10 protein-coding genes are annotated in these 15,327 nt (G+C 63.2%); 4 read left to right on the top strand and 6 right to left on the bottom strand.

Features of this window, described 5'->3' with window-relative positions; genetic code table 11:
* Nucleotides 1-22 precede the first annotated feature (22 nt).
* Nucleotides 23-2,887, bottom strand: coding sequence for an excinuclease ABC subunit UvrA (uvrA, locus tag ACN0S5_RS11360; RefSeq protein ID WP_417208371.1), 2,865 nt, complete (start codon nucleotides 2,885-2,887; stop codon nucleotides 23-25).
* A 214-nt stretch (nucleotides 2,888-3,101) separates the two neighbouring features.
* On the opposite strand from uvrA, the gene ACN0S5_RS11355 reads away from it, so the two are divergent.
* Nucleotides 3,102-5,297, top strand: a complete 2,196-nt coding sequence (locus ACN0S5_RS11355; RefSeq protein ID WP_417208369.1) for a VWA domain-containing protein — start codon at nucleotides 3,102-3,104, stop codon at nucleotides 5,295-5,297.
* Nucleotides 5,298-5,397: 100 nt separating this feature from the next.
* On the top strand, nucleotides 5,398-5,844 hold the full coding sequence (aac(6'), locus tag ACN0S5_RS11350) for an aminoglycoside 6'-N-acetyltransferase (protein ID WP_417208367.1): 447 nt from the start codon (nucleotides 5,398-5,400) through the stop codon (nucleotides 5,842-5,844).
* 278 nt (nucleotides 5,845-6,122) lie between these two features.
* Here the strand turns inward: aac(6') and ACN0S5_RS11345 are convergent, their stop codons facing one another.
* The 5 genes from ACN0S5_RS11345 to ACN0S5_RS11325 all read right to left on the bottom strand — a co-directional run bounded on the left by ACN0S5_RS11345 (nucleotide 6,123) and on the right by ACN0S5_RS11325 (nucleotide 12,708).
* Nucleotides 6,123-7,211: an ABC transporter ATP-binding protein gene (locus tag ACN0S5_RS11345; protein ID WP_417208365.1), complete on the bottom strand. Its 1,089-nt coding sequence runs from the start codon at nucleotides 7,209-7,211 to the stop codon at nucleotides 6,123-6,125.
* 14 nt (nucleotides 7,212-7,225) lie between these two features.
* On the bottom strand, nucleotides 7,226-8,881 hold the full coding sequence (locus ACN0S5_RS11340; RefSeq protein WP_417208364.1) for an alpha-amylase family glycosyl hydrolase: 1,656 nt from the start codon (nucleotides 8,879-8,881) through the stop codon (nucleotides 7,226-7,228).
* A gap of 96 nt (nucleotides 8,882-8,977) precedes the next feature.
* The gene (locus tag ACN0S5_RS11335) at nucleotides 8,978-10,312 is read right to left on the bottom strand and encodes a carbohydrate ABC transporter permease (protein ID WP_417208363.1); all 1,335 of its coding nucleotides are present in this window, start codon (nucleotides 10,310-10,312) and stop codon (nucleotides 8,978-8,980) included.
* Between the two features lie 13 nt (nucleotides 10,313-10,325).
* Nucleotides 10,326-11,345: a carbohydrate ABC transporter permease gene (locus ACN0S5_RS11330; RefSeq protein ID WP_417208362.1), complete on the bottom strand. Its 1,020-nt coding sequence runs from the start codon at nucleotides 11,343-11,345 to the stop codon at nucleotides 10,326-10,328.
* 97 nt (nucleotides 11,346-11,442) lie between these two features.
* On the bottom strand, nucleotides 11,443-12,708 hold the full coding sequence (locus tag ACN0S5_RS11325; protein WP_417208361.1) for an ABC transporter substrate-binding protein: 1,266 nt from the start codon (nucleotides 12,706-12,708) through the stop codon (nucleotides 11,443-11,445).
* Nucleotides 12,709-12,954: 246 nt separating this feature from the next.
* On the opposite strand from ACN0S5_RS11325, the gene ACN0S5_RS11320 reads away from it, so the two are divergent.
* Nucleotides 12,955-13,977 (top strand): substrate-binding domain-containing protein, encoded by a 1,023-nt coding sequence (locus tag ACN0S5_RS11320; RefSeq protein ID WP_417208360.1) that lies wholly within the window; start codon nucleotides 12,955-12,957, stop codon nucleotides 13,975-13,977.
* Nucleotides 13,978-13,986: 9 nt separating this feature from the next.
* The gene (locus tag ACN0S5_RS11315; protein WP_417208359.1) at nucleotides 13,987-15,309 is read left to right on the top strand and encodes a GH1 family beta-glucosidase; all 1,323 of its coding nucleotides are present in this window, start codon (nucleotides 13,987-13,989) and stop codon (nucleotides 15,307-15,309) included.
* The last annotated feature ends 18 nt before the right edge of the window (nucleotides 15,310-15,327 follow it).

The following is a 15,327-nucleotide window of genomic DNA, read 5'->3' as shown; positions in this document are numbered from 1 at the left end:
CAACTCCCGCCTTCCGCCGCTGTCACTCCGCCGCGACTTTGCGCGGTTGCAACATCGGTTTGAGATACCGCCCGGTGTGAGAGCGTTCCTCCTCGGCCACCTGTTCTGGCGTGCCCACGGCGACAATCTCACCGCCGCCGTCGCCGCCTTCGGGGCCAATGTCGATGACCCAATCGGCGGTTTTCACCACGTCCAGATTGTGTTCGATCACCACAACGGTGTTGCCGCCATCCACCAGTTCATGCAGCACTTCCAACAGCTTGCGCACGTCTTCAAAGTGCAGGCCGGTGGTTGGTTCATCCAGAATATACAGCGTGCGACCGGTGGACCGTTTTGCCAGTTCCTTGGACAGCTTGACCCGCTGCGCCTCACCACCCGACAGGGTGGTCGCCTGCTGACCGACCTTGATGTAGCCCAGCCCCACACGGGCCAGCGCATCCATCTTGTCGCGGATCGCCGGCACCGCCTTGAAAAACTCCTGCGCGTCCTCGACCGTCATATCAAGAACGTCGGCTATGCTCTTGCCTTTGAAGCGGATTTCCAAAGTTTCCCGGTTGTAGCGCGCGCCTTTGCAGGTCTCGCAGGTGACGTAGACATCCGGCAGAAAGTGCATCTCGATCTTGATGACACCATCCCCCTGACAGGCCTCACAGCGCCCGCCCTTGACGTTGAACGAAAACCGCCCCGGCTTGTACCCGCGCGCCTTGGCCTCTGGCAGACCGGCAAACCAGTCGCGGATCGGGGTGAAGGCCCCGGTGTAAGTGGCTGGATTAGAACGCGGAGTCCGCCCGATGGGCCGCTGGTCGATGTCGATGACCTTGTCGAGGTGTTCCAGCCCCTTGATCGTCTCGCAGGGCGCGGGCGTCTGGCGGGCACCGTTCAGCGCCATGCTGGCGGTCTTGAACAGGGTCTCGATGGTCAGAGTGGATTTGCCGCCACCGGACACGCCGGTCACACAGACAAACTTGCCCAGCGGGAACTCGGCCGTCACCTCCTTGAGGTTGTTGCCCGTGGCCTTCACCACCTTGATTTTCTTGCGGTTTCCCTTGCGCCGCTCGGCGGGCACAGCAATCTCACGCGCCCCCGACAGGTACTGCCCGGTCAGGCTGGCCGGGTCGTTCTGGATTTCCTCGGGCGTGCCCTTGGCCACCACCTGCCCGCCATGCACCCCGGCACCGGGACCGATATCAAAGACGTAATCCGCCTCGCGGATCGCCTCTTCATCATGTTCGACCACGATCACCGTATTGCCCTGATCGCGCAGGTTCTTGAGCGTGTCGAGCAACCGCGAATTGTCCCGCTGGTGCAGGCCAATCGACGGCTCATCCAGCACATACAGCACCCCGGTCAGCCCCGACCCGATCTGCGAGGCCAGCCGGATACGCTGACTCTCACCGCCGGAAAGCGTTCCAGATGAACGGCTTAGCGTGAGATATTCAAGTCCCACATTGTTCAGGAACCCCAGCCGTTCCCGGATTTCCTTGAGGATGGCGCGGGCGATCTCATTCTTTTGCTTGGTCAGGTTGCCGGGCACGGTCTCACACCAGTCGAACGCCTGTTTGATCGACATCTCGACCACTTGTCCGACATGTTGCTGGGCGATCTTGACCGCCAGCGCCTCTTCCCGCAGCCGGTAGCCGCCGCAGGTGCCGCAGGGCCGGTTGTTCTGATACCGTTCAAACTCTTCGCGAATCCAGTTGCTGTCGGTCTCGCGATAGCGGCGCTCCATGTTGGGTATCACCCCCTCGAAGACGCGGCTTACCTGATAGATGCGCCCGCCCTCGTCATAGCGGAACGGGATTTCCTCGTCGCCAGAGCCATACAGGAACACCTGTTGCACATGGGCGGGCAGGTCTTTCCAACGGGCCTTCTTGTCGAAGTCATAGTGTTTGGCGATGGCCTCGATGGTTTGCAGGAAATACGGCGACTTGCCCTTGCGCCACGGCGCCAGCGCCCCGTCGCTGATTTTCAGCGTCTGGTCCGGCACCACAAGGCGCTCATCAAAGAACAGCTCCTTGCCCAGCCCGTCACAGACCGGACAGGCCCCGAAAGGCGCGTTGAACGAAAACAGCCGCGGCTCAATCTCCGGGATGGTGAAGCCACTGACCGGACAAGAGAAATTCTCGGAAAAGGTGATCCGCTCCGGGTCGCCCTCACCCTCGCGCGGCGCGGTTTCCAGCACCGCGATGCCGTCGGCCAGATCCAGCGCGGTACGGAACGAATCCGCCAGCCGGGTTTCCATGCCTTCGCGCACCACGATCCGGTCGACTACCACGTCGATGTCATGGCGGAACTTCTTGTCCAGCGTGGGCGGATCGTCCAGTTCGTGGAACTCCCCGTTCACCTTGACCCGCTGAAAGCCCTGCTTGCGCAGTTCAAGGAACTCCTTGCGGTATTCGCCTTTGCGGTCGCGCACGATGGGGGCCAGCAGATAGCCGCGCGTGCCCTCTTCCATGGTCATGACCCGGTCGACCATGTCCTGCACCTGCTGCGCCTCGATCGGCAGGCCAGTGGCGGGGCTGTAGGGCGTGCCGACCCGCGCAAACAGCAGGCGCATGTAGTCGTAGATCTCTGTCACCGTGCCAACGGTCGACCGCGGGTTCTTCGACGTGGTTTTCTGCTCGATGGAAATCGCCGGAGACAGGCCGCTGATGTGGTCCACATCCGGCTTTTCCATCATGTCGAGGAACTGCCGCGCATAGGCGCTCAGCGACTCGACGTAGCGGCGCTGGCCCTCGGCATAGATGGTGTCGAACGCCAACGAGGATTTGCCCGATCCCGAAAGCCCGGTGATCACAACCAGTTCGTCGCGCGGGATGTCCACGTCGATGGATTTCAGGTTGTGCTCGCGCGCGCCGCGCACCTCGATCTTCTTGAGTTCCGGCATCTCTGACCCCCGGTATTGCAACCCGGCAGTACATAGTCGGATTCCCTGCTTTCGCCAATCGAAAAGCGTGAACGAAGTGTGAACACAGACGCCCAAGAGGCAGAAAGCAGCCAATGCGCGCCGAATATCCCCCGCACCAGTCAGGGAAACCATTCCTTGCCCCAACGGCGTGCAGGGTGCAGGCTTTGGCCATTGCCGCCAAAGGGGGATTTCCATGACACGGTTTCGCCGCGCCGCATGGGCGCTTTGTGTACTGCCCGGCCTCGCGCTCGCACAGGAGGACGTGACTTCTATCCTCGTGCTGGATGCGTCCGGGTCGATGTGGGGACAGATCGACGGGGTCACCAAGATCGAAATCGCCCAAGGTGTCGTCGGCGACCTGCTGCGCACCCTGCCGCAGTCGCAATCCATCGGCCTGACCGCCTATGGCCACCGGACAAAGGGCGACTGCACCGACATCGAAACGCTGGTGATGCCCGGCGCCGCCAGCCGCGATGCCATCAGCGCGGCGGTGAACAAACTGCGCCCGCGCGGCAAGACACCGATGACCGATGCCGTGGTCGCCGCCGCCGAGGCGCTGAAATACACCGAGGACCCCGCCACCGTGATCCTTGTGTCCGACGGGATTGAAACCTGCAACCCAGACCCCTGCGCCGCCGCCCGCGCGCTGGAAGAGGCGGGTGCCAATCTGACCGTGCATGTGGTCGGCTTTGACGTCAGCGACCCCGAGGCGCGCCGCCAGATGCAGTGCCTTGCGGATGAGACCGGCGGGCAATTCCTGCTGGCCGCCAATGCCACCGAACTGGGCACCGCGCTGGGTCAGGTCACGCAGGCGCAGCCGGTCTATCCCACGCTGTTCGTCGCCACCGATGGCGCAAACGGCGGGCGGATCGAAACCCCGCTGATCTGGGACGTCAAACAGGGCGAAGACCTGGTGGTCGATCTGGAACGCAACGCCAGCTTTTCCCGCGACCTGATGGCCGGCACCTATACCGTCTCCGTGCTGCGCCCCGATGATGAGGCCAGCGTCGAGAAAACCTTTACCGTGGTCGACGCAGGCCAGACCGTGACGCTGGAACTGCCCAGCTCGCTGCCCGATGCCTCTGTCAGCGGTCCCGCCTCGGCGGTGGCCGGGTCGACGATCCGGGTCGACTGGGACGGGCCGGATGCCAAGGGCGATTACCTCTCTGTCGCCACACCCGACGACGACGGCTATGTCAATTATGTCTATACCCGCGACGGCACCCCCGGCGCGCTGGTGATGCCGCCAAAGCCCGGCGCCTATGAACTGCGCTACATCATGGCCGACGGCAAGGTCACGCTGGCCACGCAGCCGATCACCGTGACAGAGGCGCAGGCCACGCTGGACGCCGCCGACACCGTGCCCGTCGGGGCCACCCTGCCGGTGACATGGACCGGCCCGGACTACAAAGGCGACTACCTCGCCGTGTCCAAGTTGGATGACAAAGGCTACGTCAACTACCGCTACACCCGCGACGGCGACCCGGCGGACCTGCTGATGCCGCCAGAGCCGGGCACCTATGAACTGCGCTACGTCATGGCGCAGGACAAGACCGTGCTGGCCACCCGCGCCATCACCGTCAGCGATGTGACCGCCACGCTGGACGTCCCGGACACCGCCCCCGCCGGGGCCGCCATCCCCATCGGCTGGACCGGACCGGACTACAAGGGCGATTATCTCTCTGTCTCCAAACCCGATGACAAAGGCTATGAGACCTATACCTACACCCGCGAAGGCGCACCGCTGAAGCTGACCATGCCCGCCGATCCCGGCACCTATGAGGTCCGCTATGTCATGGCGCAGGGCAAGACGGTTCTGGCCTCTACCACCATCGAGATCAGCAGTGTCAGCGCCACGCTGGACGTGGTGGCAGAGGCGCGCGCCGGGGCGCCGGTTCTGGTGGCATGGGACGGGCCGGGCTATCAGCCCGACTACATCACCGTGGCCGATGCCGACATGCCCGCCAACAAGTACCACGCCTATACCTACGTCCGCGAAGGCACGCCCTTGTTGCTGCAAATGCCGTCAGAGCCCGGCACCTATGAGATCCGCTATGTCGCCGCCAGCGAAGGCACCTCTGTGGTGGGCAAGACGCAGATCACGCTGACAGAGGTCACCGCCAGCATCGACGCCCCGGACAAGATCCCCGCCGGCACCGTGCTGGGCGTCAACTGGGACGGGCCGGACTACAAGGGCGATTTCATCAGCCTCGCCCGTGAGGGGGAGCCGGACAAGGACTACAGCACCTACAAATACACCAACGAGGACAGCCCGCTGGTGCTGAAACTGCCCGAAGGCCCCGGCAGGTATGAACTGCGCTATGTCATGGGCAAGGACAAAAAGGTGCTGGTGCGCAGGCCCATCGAACTGACCTACGAGCCGCAATAAGGCTCTGGTCGCGGCAAAGGGCGGGCAGCTTCCAAATTGGCCCACGGCGGCCAATGCGGAGGTTGCCGCTGTTTGCAGGGAACCTTGCAAGGATCGGCGCATGCCAATACGGGTCGCCACGCAGTCGGATTTACAAAGCTGGGTAGCGCTGCGCGCCCGGCTCTGGAGCGACACGCCGCTCGATCAACACAGGACCGAAGCCAGAGAGATGCTCGCCAGATCTCCTGCCGAGGGCATCGTCTTTCTGGATGTCGGGGCTCAGGGCGGTCTCCGGGCCTTTGCCGAGGCGGCGCTGCGCCATGATCACGTCAACGGATGCGAGACCTCGCCGGTTGCTTTCCTTGAGGGCATCTTTGTATGCCCGAACGAACAGGGGTCGGGAATTGGCAGAGACTTGCTGGCATCGGTCCAGTCCTGGGCACGCGAACGGGGCTGTTCGGAACTTGCCTCCGACGCCCATCTTGGCAATGTGGCAAGTCAGGCGTTTCACCTTGCGTTGGGCTTCGAGGAAACCGACCGCGTCGTTTACTTTCGAAAAGTGCTGTAGGCTGGCCGTCTTCAATCCCGTCACCCCGGAGGCAAGCGCCGCCTTCCGCAAGACCGGTGGATTTCTGCCCTGCCACGGCGCAGTCAGGTAAACCCCTCTGCGCCCGCCTTGGCGGGGCAGAACACAGGCATATCCTTCCCGCAAAGCGACCGAAACGGTCAAGGCAACGTGGGTTTGCAAAGGGGCAATATCCTGCCCCTTTGTTAACCAGAGGTAAAACCGTCTCTGTAACCTATTGATTTTTCACATCCGACCGGCTGTCCACGCGTGGACACCCCTCACCGATACAACAGCGACACCCCATCCGCGAACAGATGCACCTTTTCCGGGGCCACCCCCAAAGAGACGGTCTTGCCCCGCATTTCATGGTGGATGCCGGGCAGCTTGGCGATGACCGGATCGCCGCCCTGCTGGGCCTCGAAATACAGCAGCGTCACCTCGCCCAAAGCTTCGATTATATTGACCTTGCCAGCGAATGCCGCCTCCCCCTCGGCGGCGACAAAATCCTCTGGCCGGATGCCCACGTTGACCTTCAGCCCCATGTCCGCCCCGGTGGTCGGATAATCGGACAAGGCCGTGCCGCCGCCCTCCAGTTTGACAGTGGTCCGGGCCCCGGTGGCGATCACCTCACCCGGCAGCAGGTTCATCGACGGAGAACCGATGAACTGCGCCACAAACTCGCTGTTGGGCCGCTCATACAATTCCAGAGGCGCGCCCACCTGCGCGATCCCCTTGTTCGCCAGCACCACGATGCGGGTCGCCAGCGTCATCGCCTCGACCTGATCGTGGGTGACATAGATCATCGTCCGGTCGGGCATCTGCTCCTTGAGCTGGGCAATCTCGATCCGCGTCGCCACGCGCAGCGCGGCGTCAAGGTTCGACAGCGGCTCATCGAACAGATAGACCTTGGGGTCGCGCACGATCGACCGCCCGATGGCGACCCGCTGCCGCTGCCCGCCTGACAGCGCCTTGGGCAGACGATCAAGGTAGGGGTCCAGTTGCAGCATCTTCGCCGCCCGGTTCACCGCCTCTTCGATCTCGGCCGGGGATTTCTTGGCCAGCTTGAGCGCAAAGCTCATGTTCTCCCGCACCGTCATGTGCGGGTACAGAGCATAACTCTGGAACACCATCGCGATGCCACGCTGCGCGGGCGGCACATCGTTGACCACCTGCCCGTCGATCTCCAGCGTGCCGCCGGTGATCTTTTCCAGCCCGGCAATCATCCGCAGCAAGGTGGACTTGCCACAGCCCGACGGCCCGACAAAGACGATCAGTTCACCCTGTTTGATATCAAGGTTGATGTCGCGCAGCACCTGCACGGCACCGCCATAGGTCTTTTCGACATCGGTCAGTTTCAGATTGGCCATGTCCGCTCCCCCAATTATGTGTGTGATCGCCGCGCCAGCGCGGGCTGCCAAGGTCCAAGATGCAGCTTGCCGTCCGGTGCGGCGCAGGCGCTGCCCAGTTCCTGCCCGATCTGCTGCCAGTCACCGGCAGGCATCTCCATCACCGCCGGGTCACCGCTGAGGTTGACCGCGACAAAGACCTCCTCACCCGCGTGGCTGCGGATGAAATGCACGATGCTGCCGGTGGATTTCACCCGGTCATGCGCGCCCTTGACCAGCGCGGGATGCGCGGTGCGAAAGTGGATCGCCTTGCGATAGTGGTGCAGCAACGCCCCCGGATCCTGTTCCTGCGCAGCCACCGCGTGCGGCAGATGCGCGTGGCTGACCGGCAGCCACGGGGTCGCCTCGGAAAAGCCGCCGTTCTGGTTGGACGGCTCCCAGACCATCGGCGTGCGACAGCCGTCGCGGCCCTTGAACTCGGGCCAGAATTCGATCCCGTAGGGATCTTGCAGATCCTCAAAGGGCACATCGGCCTCTGGCAGGCCCAGTTCCTCTCCCTGATACAGGCATACAGAGCCGCGCAGGCACATGATCAGCGTGGTAAAGGCCTTTTGCGCCTGCGGTGTCAGGTTCCAGCGAGAGGCATGGCGCACGACGTCATGGTTGGAAAAGGCCCAGCAGGCCCAACCCTCGGAGACCACATCATCCACCCGGCCCATGACATGGGCGATGCGCGCGGCGTCGGGCTGATCGCCCGACAGGAATTCGAACGAGTAACACATATGCACCCGCGCATCGCCAGAGGTGTATTGCCCCATGATCTCCAGCCCGCTTTGGGCGTCGCCGACCTCGCCCACGGCGGTTGTGGCCGGGTATTCGTCCAGCACGGCGCGAAAGCGTTCCAGAAAGGCAAGGTTCTCGGGCTGGTTCTTGTCGTAGAGGTGCAGTTGGTGATTGTACGGGTTCACCCGCGGCGCGATCGAGGCATCGCGCTGGTCCACCGGCAGGGGCGGGTTGTCGCGCAACTGCTTGTCGTGGATGTAGAAGTTGATGGTATCCAGACGAAACCCGTCGACGCCCCGGTCCAGCCAGAACTGCACGCTGTCCAGAAGGGCATCCTGCACATCCGGATTGTGGAAGTTCAGGTCCGGCTGTTCGGTCAGGAAGTTGTGCAGGTAATACTGCTCACGGCGCGCATCCCACTGCCAGGCAGGACCGCCAAAGATCGACAGCCAGTTGTTGGGCGGCGTGCCGTCCGGCTTGGGGTCCGCCCAGACGTACCAGTCGGCCTTGGGGTTGTCGCGGTTGGCCCGGCTTTCGACAAACCAGGGATGTTGGTCCGAGGTGTGCGACATCACCAGATCGATCATCACCCGCACGCCCAGTTTGTGCGCCGTGTCCACCAGCACGTCGAAATCGCTCAGGGTGCCGAACATCGGGTCGACATCGCAATAGTCGCTGACGTCATAGCCGAAGTCCTTCATCGGCGAGGTGAAGAAGGGCGAGATCCAGATCGCATCGACGCCAAGGCTGGCCACATAGGGCAGCCGCGCGGTGATGCCGTTCAGATCCCCCACTCCGTCGCCGTTGCTGTCCTGATAGCTGCGCGGATAAATCTGGTAGATCACCGCGCCGCGCCACCAGTCCTTGTCGGCGGAGAGAGCGTTGGGGGTGTTGTCATGCAGGGTCATGGGGTCCGTTTCCCGTTCCGGGCCTGACCCGGAACCTGTCGGCCCCGGCGCCCGTTGTCGTTGTCAGAGGCCCCGGAGCAGGTCCGGGGCGCGTTGTCATTTCACAGAGCCGGCCAGCAGGCCGCGCACGAGGTAGCGTTGCATGGCAAAGAACACGACCAGCGGCACCGCGATCGACACAAAGGCCGCCGTGGCAAGGATCTCCCAGTTGCCGCCGCGCGTGCCCAGCAGCTCGACGATCTGGTTGGTCATGACGGTGGTTTGCCCCGAGGCGTCGATCAGGAACACCTTGGCCACCAGCAGGTCATTCCATGTCCACAGGAACTGGAAGATCGCAAAGCTGGCCAGCGCCGGGAACGACAGCGGCAGAATGATCTTGGTAAAGATCTGGAACTCTGTCGCGCCGTCCACGCGGGCGTTTTCGATGATGTCGCGGGGCAGTCCGACCATGTAGTTGCGCAGCAGGTAGACCGCCAGCGGCAGGCCAAAGCCGGTATGCGCCAGCCAGACACCAAGGTAGCCCTTGCCGATGCCAAAGCTGAGGTGCAGCTTCAGCAGCGGGATCAGCGCCAGTTGCAGCGGCACCACCAGCAGCCCGACGACAAAGGCGATCAGCAGCGCGCGGCCCGGAAAATCCATCCATGCCAGCGCATAGGCGGCAAAGGCCGCCACCACGATCGGGATGATGGTGGCGGGGATCGTCACCGTCAGCGTACTGAGAAAGGCACGCCCCATGTCATCGGTGGTTTGCGCGCCTTCGGCGGCCCCGCTGGACAGGCCAAACGCGGCGGCAAGCGCCAGAAACAACGCCAGTCCCGCAACGATAGGCAGACCCTGCGCTACAATCGACGGCTGTGCCGAGAGCACAAACCGTGCAATCCCCCACAGCACCACGCCCGCGCCGACAAACAGCAGCAGCCGCTTTACCACGTCCTGCCCCAGCACCGTGTCATAGTTGCGCAGGGTGAACTCTGGCGGGATCTCGGCACTGACAAAGATACGGGTGCCCCGGCCGCCGGTGATCTCCTCGGCGCTTTCCAGACGATAGTCGCCATTCTCCTGAATGGTGATCGCGCCACCGCCGCGCAACTCGGCGGTATCGCCGGGCTGAAAGGCCGACACGTCGCGCGACGAGATGCCGAAGGTCGAGATCGGCGCAGGCTCGCGCCCTTCGACGGCGAACAGATTGCCCTCGATCACGTAGACGCCGTCCTGCTGGACCTGCGCATCGGGGTCGGCGGTGCGCAGCGTCAGGCTTTGTTCCGTGGGGAACAGCGCGTTCCACCAGCCGGAGCTGGCGATCTGGTCCGCCGTCCGAAACGACGACACAAACAGCCCCACGGTCGGGAACAGCCAGAGCGCCACCAGCAAAACGACCGAGATATGAACCGCCCAGGTGAGCGAGGATCTGTGACCTGCGATATTTTCCATGTCTTCGCCTCCCTCAGCGCGTTTCCTTGCGGGCCTGCCGCACGTTCCAGACAAGGATCGGCGTCACAAGCAGCATGATCACCATGGCCGAGGCCGATCCGACCCCCCAGTCGCGTGTCACGAATAGCTGATTGAACATGTAGTTCGCCAGAACCTGCGTGCCCCATTGGCCGTTGGTCATGGCAAAGACGATGTCAAAGATCTTGAGCACCACCAGCGTGATCGTCGTCCAGACCACCATGATGGTCGGCATGATCTGCGGCACCTTGATCTTGAAGAATATCTGAAACGGGTTGGCGCCATCGACAATGGCCGCCTCAATGGTCTCTTCGGGGATGCCGCGCAGCGCCGCTGACAGGATCACCATGGCGAACCCGGTCTGAATCCAGACCAGCACCACCATCAACAGGAAGTTGTTCCAGAACGGCACCGTCAGCCATTGTTGCGGATCGTTGCCGGTCAGCGACACGTAGATCGCGTTCAGCACGCCGATCTGCGCGGCATCGGGCGGGCGGGCGTCATAGATCAGCTTCCAGATCACCGCCGCGCCGACAAAGGAGATCGCCATCGGCATGAAGATCAGCGATTTCGCCAGATTGCCCCACGAAATGCGGTCAGTCAGTTGCGCCGCCAGCAGGCCAAAGGCGGTGGACATGGCCGGCACCACGATCAGCCAGAGCATATTGTTCCACAGCGCCTCCCAGAACTTGGGGTCGCCGGACATCTGGATGTAATTGCCCAGACCCACAAACTGATAGACCGTCGTCCCGTCCGACTGCGTCACCCGTTCCGTCAGCGACAGGCGAATGGTCTCGAACACCGGATAGGCCAGATAGAGCGACAGCGCGAACAGCGCGGGAAACAGGAAAAGCCAGGGCCGGACCATATTCGCGCGGTTGATGTTGCGCCCCGCGTGTTTTCCCTTGGCTGGAAAGATAACGCGGTCCAGCACCTCGTTCGACGCCCAGAAATAGCTCAGGCAGGCCCCCACGCCGATCACGATTGTCAAAAGCCCCTGCAATGCCGGATGCATGGCGCTGTCCCCCCAAATTTGTGCTGCTGTGTCGGCCTTGTGGCCCGGTGGCTGCCCCGCAGAGGCGGGACAGCCGGTCATCCCGGTGACGCCGCTGTTACTTCAGCGCGTCCCAGCTGTTCTGGATGGCCTTGGCCACGTCGGCGGCCGGTTTGCCACCGGCATAGTCGACCATGCCGGTCCAGAAGCTGCCAGCCCCCACGCCGCCGGGCATCAGGTCCGAGCCGTCAAAGCGGAAGGTGGTGGCGTCCAGCAGGATGCCGTTCATCTTGGCCGTGGGTTCATCCGAGAACTTGGAAGAATCCACAGTCTTGAGCGGTGTCAGGAAACCGCCACGCGCCATCCAGATTTCATGCGCCTCATTGGTTTGCAGGAAGGCGATCAGATCATGGGCGGCGTCGTTTTCATTGGTGATCGCCCACAGGGTGCCCGCGCCAAGAACAGGCTGGCCCAGATCCTTGCCCTCATAGGCCGGGAAGTAGAAGAAATCGGCGTCCAGACCGACCTCGGTCCCTTCGGGGAAGAAGGCGGGGATAAAGGACGCCTGATGGTGCATCATGCACTGCGGCGGCGCATCAAACAGACCCTTGGGGCTGTCGCGGAAGTCGGTCGAGGCAACCGCCCCCCGGCCCCCGGCCACCTTGCCGTCCTCGATGAACGCGCCGAAGGCCTCGATGGCGCCGACAACCGCCGGATCGTCAAAGGGAATTTCGTTGGCGACCCATTGGTCATACACCTCGGGCGGCTGGGTGCGCAGCATCATGTCCTCGACCCAGTCGGTCGCGGGCCAGCCGGTCGCCCCGCCCGATCCCAGACCGATACACCAGGGCGTTTCGCCGTCCGCGATCATCTGCGCCTCAAGCGCCTTGAGCTCTTCCATGGTGGTCGGGACATCATAGCCGAAATCCGCAAAGTTTTCCGGGTTGTACCAGACCAGCGATTTCACATCGACCTTGTAGAAGAACCCGAACAGCTTGTCCGCGCCGGAGGCATCCGCATAGGACCCAAGGCTGACCCAGCTGTCGCCCGCGGCATAGTTTTCCCGGATCCAGTCACCGGTGCCGTCCCTGAGCGGGGTCAGAAACCCGCGCGACGCCATGTCCGACGCAAGGCCCGGCTGCGGAAAGACCGCGACGTTGGGGGCCGACCCGGCCTCTGCGTCGACGACGATCTGCTGCTCAAAGCTGTCAGAGCCGACGTAAGACACGTCATGACCCGATTGGGCCGCAAACGCGTTCAGAACCGACAGGACGGCCTCTTGGTCGGGGCCAAGCCACGGACCGAAGACGGTCAGCTTTTCAGAGTGGGCCATGCCCGCGCTCAGGGCCAGGGCCGCGACGCTCAGGTAAAACGGTGACTTCATTCTTGATCCTCCCAATCCCACGCCATCCCACGTGGTCATTTCCAGTCATCCAGCGCCTCTCTTTTTACATTTTCAAAGCGCTTTGGGTGCGGCCACTATCTCCGAGTCGCCCCGACCTGTCAACATTTCAACCGAAGCAGGCAAAGAAATCAAATGCTGCGATGCAGCTAAGCCGGGCCTGGACACGGCGCGCATGACACGTCTCACCTCTTGACAAATCCGAAGCGCTTTGGACGATATGTACCTATGAACCTCAAGCAGCTGTCCGAGCACCTCAAACTGTCACAGACCACCGTCAGCCGCGCGCTGAACGGGTTTCCCGAGGTCAATGAAAAGACCCGCGAGCGGGTGCTGCGGGCTGCCAGAGACCTGAACTACAGCCCGAACGCGCGGGCCAAGGGGCTGGCCACCGGACGCGCGCAGGCCATCGGCCACGTGCTGCCGATCAGCGACCAGCATGAGATGGTGAACCCGATCTTCGGCGATTTTATCGCCGGGGCGGGACAGACCTATGCCAAGGAAGGCTATGAGGTCGTCATCAGCCTAGTCCGCGACAGGGATCAGGAACAGGCCTATCGGTCGATCCGCAGCCGGGGCAATGTCGACGGCATCATCGTGCACGGGCCGCGTATGGCCGACAGCCGAATCACTTTGCTGAGCGAACTGGGCCTGCCGTTTGTCGTGCATGGCCGCGCCTCGGCGATGAACCAGCCCTATTCCTGGCTCGACACCAACAACAGCCGCGCCTTCCGGCGGGCCACAGAGTTCCTGCTGGACCTCGGGCACCGTCGCATCGCGCTGATCAACGGGCTGGAGTTCATGGACTTTGCCCATCGGCGTCGCGAAGCCTATCTCACCGCGCTGACCGAACGCGGCGCCGTGGTCGATCCGGCGCTGATGCGTTCCGATGAGATGACAGAGGTTTTCGGCTATCGCTGTGCCCGCGACATGCTGCGCAGCGACGCGCCACCGACCGCCTTTCTGGTGTCGTCGATGATCACCGCGATCGGGGTGCGCCGCGCCATCCACGAGGCCGGTCTGGAAATGGGGCGCGACGTATCCGTGATCACCCATGACGACGATCTTGGCTATCTCAAGAACGGCGATGACGTGCCGATCTTTACCGCCACGCGGTCCTCTGTCCGCAGCGCCGGGGCCAAGGCCGCCGAGATGCTGCTGCACCTGATCCGCAATCCCGGCTCCCCGCCCCTGACACAGCTGATGGAGGCCGAATTGATCATCGGCACTTCGACCGGCCCCGCGCAATAAAGGTTCTCCATGCGACACAAGCGTTCCGACTTTCCCACGGGGTTCCTCTTTGGGGCCGCCACATCCAGCTACCAGATCGAGGGCCACGGCTTTGGCGGTGCGGGCCGCACCCAATGGGATGATTTCGCCGCGACCCCCGGCAATGTCGTCCGGTTCGAAAACGGCGCGCGCGCCTGCGACCACTATCACCGCTACGAAGAGGATCTGGATCTGGTCGCCGCCGCCGGATTCGACTGCTACCGCTTTTCGCTGAGCTGGGCGCGGGTGCTGCCCGAGGGGCGCGGCGCGGTCAATCAGGAGGGTCTGGATTTCTACGACCGGCTGACCGACGCCATGCTGGAACGCGGGATCAAGCCCTGCGCCACGCTGTACCATTGGGAACTGCCCTCCCCGCTGCTGGACATGGGCGGCTGGCGCAACCGTGACATCGCCGGGTGGTTCGCCGATTACACAGAGGTCGTCATGTCCCGCATCGGCGACCGGATGTTTTCGGTCGCTCCGATCAATGAGCCGTGGTGCGTGGCCTGGCTCAGCCATTTCGAGGGCCACCATGCGCCGGGCGTGCGCGACATCCGCGCCGCCGCACGGGCCATGCATCACGTCCTGCTGGCCCACGGTCGTGCGATAGAGACGATGCGCGGTCTGGGCATGGGCAACCTTGGCGGGGTCTTCAACCTGGAATGGGCCGACCCGGCAGATGACAGCGCCGGGGCCCGCCACGCCGCCGACCGTTATGACGCGATCTACAACCGCTGGTTCCTTGGCGGTGTCTTCAAAGGGGAATACCCGGCACTGGCGCTAAAGGGGCTGGAGCCGCACCTGCCGACAGGCTGGCAGGACGATTTCCCCACAATTCAGGCCCCGCTCGACTGGTGCGGGCTGAACTATTACACCCGCAAGCTGATCGCGCCCGCAGGTGCCCCATGGCCCGACTACCGCGAAGTCGAAGGCCCGCTGCCCAAGACGTTCATGGATTGGGAAATCCATCCCGAAGGGCTGTATGACTTTCTGACCCGCACGGCGCGCGACTACACCGGCGATCTGCCGCTGTATGTCACCGAAAACGGCATGGCTTCTCAGGATGTGATCAAGGACGGCAGCATCGGTGACCCCGGCCGCACCGCCTATCTGGACGCGCATCTGGACAGCGCCAAACGGGCCATCGCCGAAGGCGTGCCGCTGAACGGCTATTTCATCTGGTCGCTGCTGGACAATTACGAATGGTCGCTGGGTTACGAAAAACGGTTCGGGCTGGTCCATGTCGACTTCGACACGCTGGTGCGCACGCCCAAGGCATCGTATCACGCGCTCGCCCACGCCCTGAAAAGCTGATCTCCCGAAAGGCCACCG

The organism is Antarctobacter sp. (assembly GCF_048262615.1).
GTDB lineage: Bacteria > Pseudomonadota > Alphaproteobacteria > Rhodobacterales > Rhodobacteraceae > Antarctobacter.
Note: the sequence above shows the minus strand (reverse complement) of the source record. Positions and strands in the feature narration are given on the sequence as shown.